The sequence below is a fragment of the Stenotrophomonas sp. INTA L402-1 genome, from assembly GCF_059295135.1.
This window is the reverse complement of record NZ_JCAFWP010000007.1, coordinates 69,058-85,488: the sequence shown is the minus strand read 5'-3', so window position 1 is coordinate 85,488 and position 16,431 is coordinate 69,058. Positions and strand designations below refer to the sequence as shown.

Annotated in this window: 14 protein-coding genes; 11 read left to right on the top strand and 3 right to left on the bottom strand. The window is 66.2% G+C overall.

The window, feature by feature from the left end:
* Positions 1-8: 8 nt before the first annotated feature.
* Complete coding sequence (locus AC5O77_RS06855; RefSeq protein ID WP_494506615.1) at positions 9-464, bottom strand: SRPBCC family protein; 456 nt, start codon at positions 462-464, stop codon at positions 9-11.
* Positions 465-628: 164 nt separating this feature from the next.
* Between AC5O77_RS06855 and AC5O77_RS06850 the strand changes: the two genes are divergently transcribed.
* Both AC5O77_RS06850 and AC5O77_RS06845 read left to right on the top strand, forming a co-directional pair.
* Positions 629-1,153 carry a GNAT family N-acetyltransferase gene (locus tag AC5O77_RS06850; protein ID WP_317217118.1) on the top strand — a complete coding sequence of 175 codons (525 nt, stop codon included), beginning with the start codon at positions 629-631 and terminating at the stop codon, positions 1,151-1,153.
* Between the two features lie 141 nt (positions 1,154-1,294).
* On the top strand, positions 1,295-3,064 hold the full coding sequence (locus AC5O77_RS06845) for an oleate hydratase (protein WP_494506614.1): 1,770 nt from the start codon (positions 1,295-1,297) through the stop codon (positions 3,062-3,064).
* A gap of 43 nt (positions 3,065-3,107) precedes the next feature.
* On the opposite strand, the gene AC5O77_RS06840 is transcribed toward AC5O77_RS06845, so the two are convergent.
* Both AC5O77_RS06840 and AC5O77_RS06835 read right to left on the bottom strand, forming a co-directional pair.
* On the bottom strand, positions 3,108-4,379 hold the full coding sequence (locus AC5O77_RS06840; RefSeq protein ID WP_494506613.1) for a hypothetical protein: 1,272 nt from the start codon (positions 4,377-4,379) through the stop codon (positions 3,108-3,110).
* Between the two features lie 96 nt (positions 4,380-4,475).
* Positions 4,476-5,477 carry a helix-turn-helix domain-containing protein gene (locus AC5O77_RS06835; RefSeq protein WP_494506612.1) on the bottom strand — a complete coding sequence of 334 codons (1,002 nt, stop codon included), beginning with the start codon at positions 5,475-5,477 and terminating at the stop codon, positions 4,476-4,478.
* A 273-nt stretch (positions 5,478-5,750) separates the two neighbouring features.
* Here AC5O77_RS06835 and AC5O77_RS06830 point away from each other — a divergent pair, with 273 nt between their 5' ends.
* From AC5O77_RS06830 to AC5O77_RS06790, 9 genes are all read left to right on the top strand, one after another.
* Positions 5,751-8,327, top strand: a complete 2,577-nt coding sequence (locus AC5O77_RS06830) for a TonB-dependent receptor plug domain-containing protein (protein WP_494506611.1) — start codon at positions 5,751-5,753, stop codon at positions 8,325-8,327.
* A gap of 82 nt (positions 8,328-8,409) precedes the next feature.
* Positions 8,410-8,991, top strand: a complete 582-nt coding sequence (gene msuE, locus AC5O77_RS06825) for an FMN reductase (RefSeq protein WP_494506610.1) — start codon at positions 8,410-8,412, stop codon at positions 8,989-8,991.
* A 142-nt stretch (positions 8,992-9,133) separates the two neighbouring features.
* On the top strand, positions 9,134-9,511 hold the full coding sequence (locus AC5O77_RS06820; protein ID WP_219626372.1) for a DUF3088 family protein: 378 nt from the start codon (positions 9,134-9,136) through the stop codon (positions 9,509-9,511).
* Positions 9,512-9,525: 14 nt separating this feature from the next.
* On the top strand, positions 9,526-10,503 hold the full coding sequence (locus AC5O77_RS06815) for an LLM class flavin-dependent oxidoreductase (protein WP_494506609.1): 978 nt from the start codon (positions 9,526-9,528) through the stop codon (positions 10,501-10,503).
* 18 nt (positions 10,504-10,521) lie between these two features.
* The gene (locus AC5O77_RS06810) at positions 10,522-11,865 is read left to right on the top strand and encodes an LLM class flavin-dependent oxidoreductase (protein ID WP_049421303.1); all 1,344 of its coding nucleotides are present in this window, start codon (positions 10,522-10,524) and stop codon (positions 11,863-11,865) included.
* A 4-nt stretch (positions 11,866-11,869) separates the two neighbouring features.
* A complete protein-coding gene (locus tag AC5O77_RS06805; protein WP_494506608.1) occupies positions 11,870-13,090 on the top strand; it encodes a M20 aminoacylase family protein in 1,221 nt (406 codons plus the stop codon).
* A complete protein-coding gene (locus tag AC5O77_RS06800) occupies positions 13,087-13,638 on the top strand; it encodes a GNAT family N-acetyltransferase (protein ID WP_006362507.1) in 552 nt (183 codons plus the stop codon). Before AC5O77_RS06805 ends, AC5O77_RS06800 begins: the two co-directional genes overlap by 4 nt.
* Entirely contained in the window at positions 13,635-15,380 is a 1,746-nt protein-coding gene (locus AC5O77_RS06795; RefSeq protein ID WP_494506607.1) for an amino acid ABC transporter permease/ATP-binding protein, read from the top strand. Before AC5O77_RS06800 ends, AC5O77_RS06795 begins: the two co-directional genes overlap by 4 nt.
* Before the next feature lie 16 nt (positions 15,381-15,396).
* Positions 15,397-16,371, top strand: a complete 975-nt coding sequence (locus tag AC5O77_RS06790; protein WP_494506606.1) for an ABC transporter substrate-binding protein — start codon at positions 15,397-15,399, stop codon at positions 16,369-16,371.
* The last annotated feature ends 60 nt before the right edge of the window (positions 16,372-16,431 follow it).

The window sequence follows — 16,431 nt, the reverse complement described above, 5'->3', positions numbered from 1 at the left end:
GGGCGTCTTCAATTCCAGTTGTCGATCCTGATGTCGTGTGGGTTGGGCTGGCCCTTGCCGGATTCCACCAGCGCTTTGAGGCTGAGCAGGAAAACCGCCCACTTGGTACTGCAGTGGGAGGTGAACTCGACGCGTTCCTTCCAGCCGTCATGGGTGAACAGGACGATGCAGTAGTCGCTCTCCTGCTTCAGCACGAAGCGCGCGTGGGTGCCGATCCATTCGGCGGGACCGGCGAGGAACCGCCACAGCACGAGCTCGCCTGGAATGAGTTGTTCCAGCTTCATTTCCATGGCGCCGATTTCCTGGCCGTTGTTCGTGAAGCGCACCTTGACCGAGCCGCCGGCCACGCGGTCACCATGGGTGTCTTCGGCCCACCAGGCGGCGACGCCTTCGGGGGTTGCCAGCGCCTGGTACACCTGGCTTGCAGGGGCCTTGATGCCGACCCTGTGTGCGATATCGACCATTGCAGGTTCCTCGCGGTGGGCGGGCAGGCGCCGTCCTTGGGTGGACTATAGGCAGGTAAATGCCTGCATGTCAAATCCGGCTCACGGACTTCCAGCCCTGGTAGTGCCGGCCGCTGGCCGGCATCCTCGTCGCAATTGATTGAAGCGTTGAAAGGAATGCGCACATGACTGAAGCAGGAAAGGAAATCTTGAACATCCGCCGCGCCAACGTAGACGATGCCCCTGCGGTGCTGATGCTCTTCGACGAAGTCATCGAATGGTTCGTGTCGATCGGCAACCTGCAGCAGTGGGGTAGCGAACCGTGGTCGACGATGCCGCGCCGGATCACCCAGGTGACCGATGCCTGCGCGCTGCCGGGTGCATGGGTGGCGCAGAACGAGCAGGGTGACGTGCGCGCGTTCCTGGCGCTGGGCGAATCGATGCCCTATGTGCCGGCGCCCACCGTGCCGGAGCTGTATGTGCGGGTACTGGTGGCATCGCGTGACGCCCGCGTGCGCGGCATCGGCCGTCGCTTGATGGCCTTTGCCGATGAGCAGGCACGCGCTGCCGGGCTCGACCATCTGCGCGTGGACTGCTACGGCGGTGGCAACGGTGATCTGGTGCGCTTCTATGAGACCTGCGGCTACACGCGCATCGCGCCGTTCAATGTGGATGGCTGGCCGGGCATGCTGCTGGGGCGACAGCTCTGACGTGGCTGCGTCATTCGGTCACAGCGTGCGTGCAGGAAACGGTACATCGGTTCGGCGCTAGAGTAGGGGCATGACCTGCATGGAATGGCTGTGTCATTCCACTGCGGGTTCCTGATGACCCCCTCCAGGAAGGAGCAACGCATGTACTACAGCAGTGGCAACTACGAAGCCTTCGCGCGCCCGCGCAAGCCCGCCGGTGTCGATGGCAAGCGGGCTTGGTTCGTCGGTTCGGGCCTTGCCTCGCTGGCCGGCGCCGCGTTCCTGGTGCGCGATGGCCGCATGGCCGGTGAGCGCATCACCATTCTCGAGCAGCAGCAGATTGCCGGAGGCGCGCTGGATGGCCTGAAGGTGCCTGAAAAGGGCTTCGTGATCCGTGGCGGCCGCGAGATGGAAGACCACTTCGAGTGCCTGTGGGATCTGTTCCGCTCGATTCCGTCGCTGGAGATTGAAGATGCCAGTGTGCTGGACGAGTTCTACTGGTTGAACAAGGACGACCCGAACTATTCGCTGCAGCGTGCCACGATCAATCGCGGCGAAGATGCGCACACCGACGGCCTGTTCACCCTGAGCGAACAGGCGCAGAAGGACATCATCGCGTTGTTCCTGGCCACCCGGCAGGAGATGGAGAACAAGCGCATCGACGAGGTGCTGGGTCGCGACTTCCTGGACAGCAACTTCTGGCTGTACTGGCGCACCATGTTCGCCTTCGAGGAATGGCATTCGGCGCTGGAGATGAAGCTGTACCTGCACCGCTTCATCCACCACATCGGCGGCCTGCCGGATTTCTCGGCGCTGAAGTTCACCAAGTACAACCAGTACGAATCGCTGGTGCTGCCGCTGGTGAAGTGGCTGCAGGACCACGGCGTGGTGTTCCAGTACGGCACCGAGGTGACCGACGTCGACTTCGATCTGGCGGCCGGCCGCAAGCAGGCCACGCGCATCCACTGGACGCGCGAGGGCGTGGCCGGTGGCGTGGATCTGAGCGCGGATGACCTTGTTTTCATGACGATCGGTTCGTTGACCGAGAACTCGGACAACGGCGACCACCACACGGCTGCGCGATTGAATGAGGGGCCGGCGCCTGCCTGGGACCTGTGGCGCCGCATTGCCGCGAAGGACGAGGCCTTTGGCCACCCGGACGTGTTCGGCGCGCATATCCCGCAGACCAAGTGGGAATCGGCGACGGTGACCACGCTGGATGCACGCATTCCGGCCTACATCCAGAAGATCGCCAAGCGCGACCCGTTCAGTGGCAAGGTGGTGACCGGCGGCATCGTCAGTGTGCGCGATTCGCGCTGGTTGATGAGCTGGACGGTGAACCGCCAGCCGCATTTCAAGAACCAGCCCAAGGATCAGATCGTGGTCTGGGTGTATTCGCTGTTCGTGGATACGCCCGGCGACTACGTTAAGAAGCCGATGCAGGACTGCACCGGCGAGGAGATCACCCGTGAGTGGCTGTACCACCTGGGCGTGCCGGTGGAAGAAATCGACGAATTGGCCGCGACCGGCGCGAAGACGGTGCCGGTGATGATGCCGTACATCACCGCGTTCTTCATGCCACGCCAGGCCGGTGATCGCCCGGACGTGGTGCCGGAGGGCGCGGTGAACTTCGCCTTCATCGGCCAGTTCGCCGAATCGAAGCAGCGCGACTGCATCTTCACCACCGAGTATTCGGTGCGCACACCGATGGAAGCGGTGTACACACTGCTTGGGATCGAGCGCGGTGTGCCCGAGGTGTTCAATTCCACCTATGACGTGCGCTCGCTGCTGGCGGCGACCGGTCGCCTGCGCGATGGCAAGGCGCTGGATATTCCCGGGCCTGCGTTCCTGCGCAACCTGCTGATGAACAAGCTTGACAAGACCCAGATTGGTGGCCTGCTGCGCGAGTTCAAGCTGGTGCAGGAGGACTGAGCGCGCGTCAGCGTGGAGGGGAACGCGCCGGCAACACCGGGGATCAGTCTGCCAGCACGTTACCCGCTCCTTCGCCATAGGTCGCCCTCGCGCTGCCACACACGGCGTAGCTGGCAGCGCTGGCTGGCAGGCCAGTGGCCTTGATGCCGCGCCGCGAATCGCCGTCAAAGACCTCGGCGTAGCGTTCGGCGGCCAGCGCGTCATCGGGCAGCATGTACAGCAGGACGCGCTGCAATGTGGATTGCCCCTGCAGTGGCTGCGGCTGCCGGAACGCGGGCACCTGCACGCGCGCGCTGTGCCACCGCTTCGGCGCGTCTGCAGTCTGCCAGCGCACCTGCAGGGGCAGGTTGAGCGGCAACAGCGCGGGGCTGACCGGGTAGCCGTAGGCCGTGCAATCCCGGGGCGCTTCCGGGATGTTCGCGATGGCCCCGTCGCCGATGTCCAGTGTGAGGCCATTGATTTCCATCCGCAGGATGGGCGCACTGCCGTAGTTGTGGATCTTGAACAGCGTCAGGCCTTCGAAGCGGCTGCGCTCCAGATCATCGGTGGTGAAGCCACTGAGGCGTGCGAGCGCGGGCGCGACCTCTACGTGATCGCTATAGTGGTAGTAGATATGCACGAGCTCGGGTGTACCCGCACGTCGCCAGGCCGCGTTGAATGGCGCAAGGTCAGGGTAGGTCCGACGGACCAGCGGCACATCGGTGACGGCGCGATCTCCAGACGGTGTGGCGTAACGGTAGTGGTCGACGGAGCGCTTCAGGCGCGCTTGTTCATACGGGAAGGCCCTGTCTGCATCGGACTGCGGGTTGGGGTAGCGGTGGAAGGCCAGGAAGCGCTCGGGCGTTTCGCCCTGCATGGGCAGGTCCGGGCCAGCGCCAGAACCGGTGGATGCATACGGCGAGGTGTCCAGCCAAAGGGGTTGCCCGCTGAGGTTGACGTGCAGCTCGGCGATGGATGCGCGTGAGCCGCCGGCCAGGCTGTCCACACTGCCTTGCAGGACGTGCCACAGTGGAATGATGAGCATGGCGGCGGCGGTTGGCACGAACATCAGCACGTGTATGCGGCCGGGCACCTGCCCGCGCTGTCGCACCATGTAGCGCAGCCACACCAGCAGCAGGACCAGCAGCAGCGGGAGGCCGACCCAGATCGCGATGGTGGCCAGCGCCACGACGCCCCAACCCAGGTTGGGGCTGGCCACGGCAATCAACGAGAGCGTGGCGATCAGTGCCGCCAACAGCAGCGATACGCCGATTCCAACGCGGTAGGTCCTGTAGGGGCTGTCGGTCATCACCGGTCCGTCGGCAGTGCGGGGCATGCCCCTATAGTGCAGTGGTGGTGATGGCGTGGAAAGTCGTCTACGAAGAGGGCGGGGGGCCTTGCCTGCCGGCCAGAGGCCGGCATTACCCGGGGTTCAGCAGCCGACCAGACGGTCCGCACTGATGCCGTTGCGATGCTGGCTGCGGTACTCGGTGGGGCTGGCATCGACCTGGCCACGGAAGTGCCGACGGAACGACTCCTGCGAACCAAAGCCGGCCTGCTCGGTAATCCACTGCAGTGGCCGGTCGGTGGTTTCCAGCAGCTCACGCGCGAAGGCCACGCGCTCGCGGATCAGCCAATCGATGGGCGACAGGCCGGTGGCTTCCAGGAACTGCCGCTGCAGGGTGCGCTGGCTGAGCGCGGCCTGCTCGGCGAGGCTGCCTAGCGAGTGCGGCTCGCGCAGGTTACGGCGCATCCATTCCATCAGTTTTGCCAGGCGCGTGGGCTCGCCGTTGGGGATGGCCCGGCTGACGCGCTGGCTGCGCCCGGCATCGCGCCAAGGTGCCAGCACCAATCGCTCGGCCACCAGATTAGCCACGCGCGCGCCGTAATCCTTGCGCACCATGTGCAGCATCATGTCCATGCCGGTGGCCGAGCCGGCCGAGGTGATGATGCTGCCGGTGTCCACGTACAGCACATCCTCGCGTACGTCGATGCGTGGGAACTCGCGCGCGAGCGCTTCGGTGAGGCGCCAGTGGGTGGTGGCCTCGCGGCCATCGAGCAGCCCGGCCCAGGCCAGCACGAACGCACCGGAGCAGATCGAGGCGATGCGTGCGCCGCGTGCGTGGGCGCGGATCAGTGCATCGAGCAGGGCCTGCGGCGGACGTTCGCTGGGCTCGCGCCAACCGGGGATGACGATGATGTCGGCGTCATCGACGCTCCTTAGATCGTAGGGTAGCTGCACCTGGGCGCTGCCGAGCATGCGCAGTGCGCCGGGTTCGCCCGCGCACAGCTGGGTGCGGTACCAGGCCACGCCCAGTTCAGGCCGTATCGGTGCGAACAGGCCGACCGCACAGCCGAACTCGAACAGCCCCTGGCCGTGGCAGGCGACGATGGCGACGAGCGGGGCGGCGGGATCGGCGGAAGGGCTGTGCATGGCCTGATGCTACGGGTGGTGGTGCGTGACGCAGAGTGGTGCGCGGGCATGAGGTGATGCCTGCGGGGTATATGGAGGCCGGGATTGGAGGCCGGGGTCGGATCCCTTCCGGAGGAAGGGCTCTGACCCCGTGTATTCAGGCCGCCTAACGTCATTACCAGCAGTCATGTGGGTGGCCGGATATGACGGTTGGGTGACGCGATCCCGCCTGTCGCAACAGGTGAACAGGCCCTTGAATGGAAGCGTGTTTCCGGCCCACTTCCACGAGCCCCCATGCCTGCCGCCCACCATCCTGTCCCGAGCACTCTTGCCGTCCTGATCGCCGCTGCCCTCGCTGCATCGCCCAGCCATGCGGCGGAAGCCGATGCAGACCCTGCCACCACTGCAGCTACCGCCAATGTGGCGGCCTCCACGCTGGATGCGGTGGTGGTCACCGGTTCACGCACCAGCACGCGTACGGTGAAGAATAGTTCCACACCGATCGACGTGATCTCCGCCGAGGACCTCGCTGCTACCGGGCAGGGCAACCTGCTGGAAGCGCTGCAGCGCAGCCTGCCGTCGCTGAGCCAGATCGGCGGCTACCAGAGCGATCAGGAGAGCCTGATCCGCGGCTATCAGCTGCGCAACCTGTCGCCGGGCTACACGCTGGTACTGGTCAACGGCAAGCGCCGCAATGCCAGCGCCTATGTGAGCGGTGCCAATGGGGGCGGCTTCCCCGGGCACGCCTGGGCTGACCTGGCGTTGATTCCGGTCTCGGCCATCGACCATGTGGAAGTGCTGCGTGATGGTGCCTCCGCCATCTACGGCTCGGACGCGATCACCGGCGTGGTCAACGTGATCCTGAAGTCGCAGGCGCACGGTGGTGATGTGTCGGTGGAGAGCGGGCAGAGCACCGATGGTGATGGTTCGCGAACCAGCGTGCGCGCCAACGTTGGCCTGCCGTGGGGCGAGGATGGCTTCGTCAACCTGTCCGGCGAGACCACCCGCCAGCATCATGCGATCCGAACCCGTCGCTACATCGACGGCTACCTGAGCTATCCGGCAGTGGATGGCAGCGGCAATCTGGTGGCGCTGCGGCCGAACAATCGTTTGCCAGCAGGTGCCACGCCGAATCCGGCCGAGGCCAACCGAAATGCCGAGGCCAACACCATCCTCAGCTCGCCGTCGTATGCGTTGAAGGCCTTCGCGGTGAACGTGGGCCATGGCCTGGGCGAGAGCGCGCAGTTCTACGCCAATGCTACGGCCAGCGATCGCACTGCACAGGCGATCCAGAATTTCCGTCTGCCGGCGACCATCTTCACCACTTACAGGGCTCCCGGCGTGCTGAGCGTGTTTCCGGATGGCTTCCTGCCGGTGCTGGAAACCAAGGAGAAGCAGTACACCGGTACGGCCGGGGTGAAAGGCCAGATCGCGGGTTGGGACTATGACGCCAGCCTGACCGGCAACCGCAGCGCCGTGCGCACCTATACGCGTAACTCGGTGAACTACTCGCTGCCGTATCCCGGTTCACCCACTGATTTCTATGACGGCAAGCTGGACTACCAGCAGGGCATCGCAAACCTGGACCTGCGCCGTGGCTTCGAGGTGGCGGCATTTGCTTCGCCGCTGGAGGTGAGCGCGGGCGCCGAGTATCAGCACGAGCAGTACGAGCGCGGCGCAGGGCAATGGGAGTCGTATACCGGCTTCGGCGCTGCAGCCTTCGTCGGCTATTCCACTGCGGACGCGGTGAAAGCCACCCGTAACAGCAAGGCGGTGTACGTGGGTGCGGCCACCAACATCACCTCGCGCTGGTACCTGGATGCGGCCGCGCGCTGGGAAGACCACTCCGACTTCGGCAGTGTCTCCACCGGCCGCTTGACCACGCGCTTCGACTTCACCGACGCGCTGGGTGTGCGTGCCACGGTCAGCAATGGCTTCCACGCGCCCAGCCTGGGTGCGCAGTTCTACCAGGCCACCGGCAGTTGCCCGTGCGGGACCACGCTGGTGGCGCAGGTGTCTTCGCCCGCGGCGATTGCGTTGGGTGCCACACCGTTGAAGCCGGAAAAGGCCACCAACTACAGCCTGGGCGTGACCTGGGACCCGAGCCCGGCGTTCCACCTGGCAGTGGATGCCTATCAGATCGACATCCGCGGCCAGCTCGGCCAGTCCAGCCAGATCGGCTACAACGCGCAGGATCCGGCGCGCATTACCGACAACAGCGGTACCGTACTGAGCGCGGCGCAGAAGAACACCATCGACGCATTGCTGGGGTCGGCCGGCATCAGCATCCTGCCGGGTGATGCGTTCTACGCCAGCTACTTCACCAACGTGGGCAACACCCGTACGCGCGGTGTGGAGTTGACCCTGGAAGCGAACCAGGAGACGGCGTGGGGCAAGCTGCGCTGGAGCTACGCGGCCAACGTCGGCCGCACCACCATCCAGAAGGTCAGCGACATTCCGGCGGCACTACAGGGTTTGCCGAACATCAACCTGCTGACCAAATCCAGCGAGTACGCGCTGCGCTTCCGCACGCCCAGCTATACGCAGGTGGCGGGACTGGGCTGGCAGAACGGGCGCTGGCGCTCGAATCTGGACTTCACCTACTACGGGCCGATCAAGCGCCTGAACAACGGCGTGGAGTACAGGCAGCCGCCGGTGCTGGTGACCAACCTGTCCGGTGGCGTGGAGCTGGGCGCGGGCTGGAGTGCGGCGCTGGGCATCAACAACGTGTTCGACAAGCGCACCCGCAAGGTGCCGGAGTACGCGCGCAGTGCCACCGATGTGGCGAGCATCGAGACCACGTGGGACAGCGGCGATGTGCTGAGCAATGTGGGTGCGTACTGGTACGGGCGGGTCAGTTACCGGTTCTGAGGTGGGAAGCAGTCGAGCATGGCTCGACTCTACAAAAGCGAAAGGCAGCCGAGCATGGCTCGGCTCCATACGGGAGCAGTTCATGTCTTCTGCATTGAGGGTGGTTGCATTGGTGGGGTCGCCGACCAGCTCGGCGACGTCGCGCACGTTGTTGCTGGTACGGCATCTGCTGGACTCGCTGCAGCAGCGGGTGCATGCCAGCGTGGAGCTGGTGGAGCTGGCGCCGATCGCGCGTTCGCTGGGCCAGTCGCTGTCGCGCGGCGAGGCGGAGCCGGCGGTGGAACGGGCACTGCAGACCATCGAAGCGGCGGAGCTGCTGGTGGTGGCCGCGCCGGTGTATCGCGGCTCGTATCCCGGCTTGTTCAAGCACCTGGTCGACTTCATCGAGCTGGAGGCGCTGGTGGATACGCCGGTGCTGCTGGCAGCCACCGGCGGCAGCGAGCGACATGCGCTGGTGATCGATCACCAGCTGCGGCCGTTGTTCAGTTTCCTGCAGGCGCACACGCTGCCGATCGGGGTGTATGCCACACCGGCCGACTTCGAGGGCGAGCACATCAGCAGTGCGGCCCTGCAGGCGCGCATCGAACTGGCGACCGAGCGTGCAGCGAGGCATCTGGCCACGCAGGCACTGGCGGTAGCGGCGCCGCTGCGACGTATTGCCTGACGCCATAACCGACGGCGCTTTGCTTATGGCTACGCCGCATCTGCGTGGCCGGATCTGACCGCCGATTGTCGCCAGCCGTCGCTGCTGCGGCTGCTGGCATCTCTAGCATCGATATCGAAGCGGCATCGCATTGCCGGCCCCGATGAGGACGACCCCTGTGACTTTCGACGCGGCAAGCAAACCCATCCTGTTCCTGCTCGACCGTGAGTTCGAGGACGGCCAGATTCCCGGCCAGCGCTTCTTCTGTCGGCACAGCCTGCTGCTGGAGGGCGCGCTGTCGAGCATCGATGGCCTGGACGCGCAGCTGGATGTACGCCGCATCGGCTTCGCGCGGCCGCGCCGCGAGGTGATCGCCGAGATCGGTGAGCAGGACCAGTCACTACCCAAGCTGGTGTTGCCGCAGGGCGTGCGCAGCGAACTGGCCAGTGGCGCGCACCAGGACCGCCAGTACATCTCCGGTGCAGAGCCGATCCTGGCCGCGTTGAACGGCTTGCTCGGCATTCCCGTGGCCCACCCCTGAGCGAGGACGTGACCATGAGCTATCAGATCAGCGTGCTGGACAAGAGCCCGGTGGCCGAAGGTGCCTCGCCGGAGCAGGCGCTGCGCAACAGCCTGCAGCTGGCGCAGCGCGCCGAGCAGCTGGGCTACCACCGCTACTGGTTTGCCGAGCACCACGCTACGCCGACGCTGGCCAGCCCTGCACCGGAAGTGCTGGCTGCGTGGGTGCTGGCGCAGACCCGGCGCATCCGCATCGGCAGTGGCGGGGTGATGCTGCGCCACTACGCGCCGTACAAGGTGGCGGAGAACTTCAACCTGCTGTCGGCGCTGGCGCCGGGGCGTGTCGATCTGGGCGTGGGCAAGGCCCCCGGTGGCCTGCCGGCCTCGACCGCGGCGCTGGCAGCCGGGCGTCCGGCGTTCGCCGACTTCGACCAGCAACTGCGTGACCTGGAAGGTTATCTGTCCGGCGCCGACACCGAGGCACAGGCTCGGCCGGTTCCGCAGCAGGCACCGGAGCGCTTCCTGCTCGGGGCCAGCCCGCAGAGCGCGCAGCAGGCGGCCGAGCTGGGCTGGCGCTTCGTCTACGCCGCGCACTTCGATGGTGACCCGAAGCATATCGAGGCCGCGTTCGATGCCTACCTCAGCGTTTCAAAGCAGCCGCCGCTGCTGGCCACGGTGGCGTTCGCCGCCCCAACTGCCGAAGCCGTAGCGCGTCATATCGGTGCGCTGCGCGTCTACAAGCTGCACCTCGGTCCCGGGCAGACGGTGAACCTGCCCAGTCCCGAAGCAGCTGCCGAGTATGCGCGGCAGGTGGGCGTGGCCGACTTCCGCATCGAGGAAACGCGCCCCAGCGTGTTGTCCGGTGATGCGCAGCACGTGCGTGACGAACTGGATGCGCTGCACCGGCGCTTCGGCGTGGGCGAGTTCATCCTCGATGCGCCGGTGGCCGACCTTGATGCACGCCTGACATCCCTTGAACTGCTGTCGCCCGCGCCGCGCGCGGCGGTGGCCTGACCTGCAGGAGCGATTCCCATGAGCACGACCCCGCGCCACATTCCGTTCGGCATCATGCTGCAGGGTCCTGGCAGCCACATGCATGCCTGGAAGCATCCCTCCAATCCGGCCGATGCCAGCGTCAACCTGCAGTTCTACATCGACATCGCGCGTACCGCCGAGGACAACGGCATTGCCTTCGGCTTCGTAGCCGACGGCCTGTACATCAACGAGAAGTCGATCCCGCACTTCCTCAATCGCTTCGAGCCGATCTCGCTGCTGTCGGCGCTGGCCACGGCGACGAAGAAGATCGGCCTGGCGGGCACGCTGTCGACCTCCTACAGCGACCCGTTTACCGTGGCCCGGCAGTTCGCTTCGCTGGACCTGCTCAGCGGCGGTCGTGCGGGGTGGAACGTGGTGACGTCGCCGCTGGAGGGTTCGGGGCGCAACTACGGTCGCCCGCACCCGGAGCACGCGCTGCGCTACCAGATCGCCGACGAGTACCTGGACGTAGTGCAAGGGCTGTGGGATTCCTGGGACGACGATGCCTTCGTGCGTGAGCGCGACAGCGGCACGTTCTTCGCGCCGGACAAGTTCCGCCGCCTTGACCACAAGGGCCGCTTTTTCCAGGTGGAAGGGCCGCTCAACATCCAGCGTTCGCCACAGGGGCAGCCGGTGATCTTCCAGGCCGGGTCGTCCGACGATGGCATCGCGCTGGCCGGCAAGTACGCCGATGCGGTGTTCACCCATTCGCCATCGCTGGAGGAGACCCGCGCGTTCACCCAGAAGGTGAAGAACTCGGCGATCGCCCACGGCCGCAGCGGCAATGACGTGAAGATCTTCCCGGGCATCGGCCCCATCGTCGGTCGCACTGCCGAGGAGGCTGAAGCCAAGTACCAGGCGATTGCTGCGCTGGCCACGCTGGAGGATGCGCTGGCCTATCTCGGCCGCTTCTTCGACCACCACGATTTCAGCCAGTACGATCCGGACGCGCCGTTCCCGGAGCTGGGTGACATCGGCAGCAATTCGTTCCGTTCCACCACCGACCGCATCAAGCAGGATGCGCGTGAGAAGGGCCTGAGCCTGCGCCAGGTGGCGCTGGAAGCGGTGAGCCCACGGCCAAATTTCATCGGTACGCCGGAGCATGTGGCCGACGAGCTGATCCGTTGGTTTGATGCCGGTGCCAGCGACGGCTTCATCCTCGGTTTCGCGGCACAGCGCGAAGGCCTGGACGATTTCGTGACCCAGGTGCTGCCGATCCTGCAGGCGCGCGGCTACCACCAGCGTGAGCTGGAAGGGCAGACGCTGCGAGCGCATCTGGGCCTGCCGTACAAGGCCAGCCGCCATTCGACCGACGCCGAACCGGCGCGGAAGGTGGGGTAAGGCGATGAGCGGAGAAAGCGCGGCAGCACCGGGCCATGCCCGGCGGAATTCCCCAACGACTGGCGTGCTGCCGGAGATCGCGGCGCGCGCCGAGGCCGCCATCGCGATTCGCCATGACCTGCACCGCCACCCGGAGCTGGCCTTCCAGGAACACCGCACCAGCGCTCGCGTGGCCGAGCTGCTGCAGCAGTGGGGCTATGAGGTGACCACCGGCCTCGGCGGTACCGGCGTGGTCGGTACGCTGCAGCGCGGGCAGGGCAGCCGTCGCCTTGGGCTGCGTGCCGACATCGATGCACTGCCGATCCATGAGGACTCCGGCCTGGCCTACGCCAGCCAGAACGAGGGGCTGATGCATGCCTGCGGCCACGACGGGCATACCGCCATCCTGCTGTCCGCCGCGCATTACCTGGCCCATCACGGCAATATCGACGGCACCCTGCAGCTGGTGTTCCAGCCGGCCGAGGAGACGGGTTCGGGCGCATCGAAGATGATTGCCGACGGCCTGTTCGAACGCTTCCCGGTGGATGCGATCTATGGCCTGCACAACTGGCCGGGCGTGCTGGTGGGGCACTTCGGCTTTGTCGATGGCCCGGCAATGGCGTCGGTGGACTGGGCGCGGCTGAAGGTGATCGGCAAGGGCGGCCACGGCGCCGAGCCACAGGGAAGCGTCGACCCGATTCTGGTGGCAGCGCACATCGTCACCGCGCTGCAGAGCGTGGTGTCGCGCAATGTCGATCCGCGGCAGATGGGCGTGGTCACCGTCGGTTCGATTCATGGCGGGCAGGCCGCCAATGTGATTCCAGACGTGGTCGAGCTGAAGCTGACCGTGCGCGCCTATCTGCCGGAGGTGCGCGACACGCTGCGGCGTCGGGTCACCGAGATTGCCGAGCAGACCGCCGCCGCGTTCGGCGCGCGCGCCGAGATCGAGTTCCCGCGCGGCTTCCCCAGTGTGATCAACCACCCTCAGCAGACCGCCTACATCCGTGAGGTGGCCGTGCAGGGCTTCGGCAGCGAACACGTGGTGCCCGAATTCGCGCCGCGCACTGCCAGTGAGGATTTCGCGTTCCTGCTGCAGGCGCGGCCCGGCAGCTTCGTGTTCGTCGGCAACGGCGACAGCGCACCGCTGCACAGCCCGCGCTATGTATTCAACGACGCCGCCATCGCACCCGCCGCCAGCCTGTGGGCGCGGCTGGCCGAAGACTATCTGGTGAAGGACGTGGCATGAGCAGCAACGAACGCTTCCTCTACACCTCGGTGGACGATCCACTGGCCCGTCCACTGTTCGATGGACTGGAACAGGAGTACGACAGCCGCTACGCCGATGTGCGCCGACGCATCGGCGGCAGCGCCCGCGAGGAGCTGCAGCGCTACCCGGCGCAGGCCTTTGCTGCGCCGGTAGGGGCGTTCGTATTGCTGCTGCGCGACGGTGTGGCGATCTCCGGCGGTGCCTTCATGCCGCACCGGGATGCGGACACCGCCGAGTTCAAGCGCATCTGGACGTTGCCCGGGCTGCGCCGCCAAGGCATCGCGCGACGGGTGCTGCAGGAGCTGGAAGAGCAGGCGGCGCGCCAGGGTTACGGGCGGGTGTTCCTGACCACCGGCTTCCGCCAGCCCGAAGCGGTTGGCCTGTATCTCAGCCACGGTTACACCGCGCTGTTCGATCTGGATGCCGATCCGGAATCCATCGCCCACTTGCCGTTCGAGAAGCGTCTTGGCGTATCGGCACCCGCCGTTGTGCCATCACAGACCGTGCTGCACGGAGCCCACGCATGAGCACGCCTTCGACCGCGCTGGATGGAATTGCCACACGCCCGGCGCCAACCCCGGCGTTGAAGATCGTGCCGGCCCGGCATCCACTACAGGTGGTCGGAACCCTTCTGGCGTTGGCGCTGATCCTGATCGGGCTGCAATCAGTGTTGGGCAATCCGCGTTGGGGCTGGGGCACCTTTGCGGAGTGGTTCTTCGCACGCCCGGTGCTGGAAGGCCTGGGTCGCACGCTGCTGCTGACCGCGCTCGGCACCGGCCTCGGCTTCGCGCTGGGCACGCTGCTTGCGCTGGCCCGCGTCTCTGGTTCACCGCTGCTGTCGGCAGTGTCGTGGGGCTATGTGTGGCTGTTCCGCTCGATCCCGCTGCTGGTGCTGTTGCTGCTGCTGAACAACCTGGGCTATCTGTACAGCACCATCGAACTGGGGATTCCGTTCACCGGCATCAGCCTGTTCTCGTACCCGACCACACAGTTGATCGGTGTGTTCACTGCCGCGGTGCTGGGCCTGACCCTGAACCAGGCCGCGTTCTCGGCCGAGGTGATCCGTGGCGGCATTCTTTCGGTCGACCACGGCCAGTACGAGGCCGCGGCCGCGCTGGGCCTGCCACGTGGCCGCCAGGTGCGCCGCATCATCCTGCCGCAGGCGATGCGCTCGATCCTGCCGGCAGCGTTCAACGATGTGATCGGCCTGGCCAAGAGCACGTCGGTGGTCTACGTGCTGGCGCTGCCGGAGCTGTTTTACACGGTACAGGTGATCTACCGACGCAACCTGGAAGTGGTGCCGCTGCTGATGGTGGCCACGGTCTGGTACCTGGTGATCCTGACCGTGCTGTCGCTGCTGCAGCGGCGCGTGGAGCAGCGCTTTGCGCGCGGCCAACTGCAGCGCGAGCGTTCGGTATCGCGTGTCTCGTCACCGACGCGCGCCACAGGTGAGGCTGCACCGCGCGTGGTCAATCGCCCGCGCATCGCCGCGCAGGTTGAAGCGGGCGAGGGGGCATCGGTGTCGCTGCATGGCGTAGGCAAGGTGTTCGGCGACCAGCCGGTGCTGGAAGACGTGAACCTGGACCTGCGCGCTGGCAGCGTGACGGTGCTGATCGGCCCGTCCGGCGCTGGCAAGTCCACGTTGCTGCGGCTGATCAACCACCTGGAACGTGCCGACAGCGGTTACGTGACCGTCGGCGGGCAGCTGATCGGCTACCGCCGCGATGGCGACACCCTGTACGAGCTGCCCGAACGCGAGATCCGCCGCCGTCGTGCGGAGGTGGGAATGGTGTTCCAGGGCTTCAACCTGTTCCCGCACCTGACCGCGCTGGAGAACATCATCGAAGCGCCAATCGCGGTGCGTGGCGTGTCACGCGCGCAGGCCGAGCAGCAGGCGCGCACGCTGCTGGAACGGGTTGGTCTGGCCGACAAGGCCGATGCCTTCCCGCGCCAGCTGTCCGGCGGCCAGCAGCAGCGCATCGCGATTGCTCGTGCGCTGGCCCTGCAACCGAAGGTGCTGCTGTTCGACGAACCGACCTCGGCACTGGACCCGGAGCTGGTGGCCGAAGTGCTCAGCGTGATCGAGGAGCTGGCAAGCTCCGGCACCACGCTGGTGATTGTCACCCACGAACTGAGCTTCGCCCGCCGCGTGGCCGACCACGTGGTGATGATGGACCAGGGGCGGGTGATCGAGCAGGGCACGCCCGAGGCTCTGTTCGAGCGCCCGCGCCAGCAACGCACCGCCGATTTCCTGGCCAAGACCCTGTAAACCCGGAAGGAAGACCATGAGCCCTGTAGCACCGCGTCGCCCCTCGCGCAGCACCCTGTTGGTCGTGGGTGTGCTGGTCATCGGCATCGCCGGCATCGTCTACTCGCGCGTGCGTCAGGCGCCGGATACCGGCACCGTGGCCGCAACCAGCCTGGCGGGTGCGAACACCACCATCCTGAAGGGCACGCTCGATCCGAAGGCGCAGGCGTTGATCCCGGCAGACTATCGCTTTGTCACGCCCGGTACGTTCACCGTGGCCACCCATCCGGGGCAGCTGCCGCTGGCCGACTATGGTACCGACAGCAAGGACGTGGTCGGCATCGAGCCGGACATCGCACGGCTGATTGCCGATGGGCTGGGCCTGAAGCTGGTGATCGTGCCGGTGGCGTGGGCCGACTGGCCGCTGGGTCTGGAATCAGGCAAGTACGACGCGGTGCTGTCGAACGTGACGGTGACCGAAGAGCGCAAGAAGAAGTTCGATTTCTCCAGCTACCGTTACGACCTGCTCGGCATCTATACGCGCAGTGATGGCCCGATCCAGAAGATCGAAAAGCCGGCCGACGTTGCCGGGCTGAAGGTGGTGGTCGGCGCCAGCACCAACCAGGACCAGATCCTGCGCCAGTGGGACCAGCAGAACATCGCCGCTGGCTTGAAGCCGGTGGAGTACCAGTACTTCGATGACGCCGTGGTTGGGCGGCTGGCGGTGATCACCGGGCGCGCCGATGTCTCGTTCGAGCCCAACGCCACTGGTGCCTATTCGGCGCGCGATGGCAAGGTGCGGCGTGTGGGCCTGTTCCCGGGGGGCTGGCCGAACGCCGCAGCGATCTCGGTGACCACACGCAAGGGCAGTGGCCTGGCTGATGCGGTGACGCAGGCGCTGAACACCCAGATCGGCAGCGGCACCTATGCGCAGGCGCTGAAGCGGTGGAATGTGGCCGAGGAGGCCGTGCCGCAGTCGCAGACCAACCCGCCGGGGCTGCCGACGCTCTGATGCCGGGCATGGCCCGGCAGCTACCGCTGCTTTTGTAGAGCCGAGCCATGCTCGGCTGCA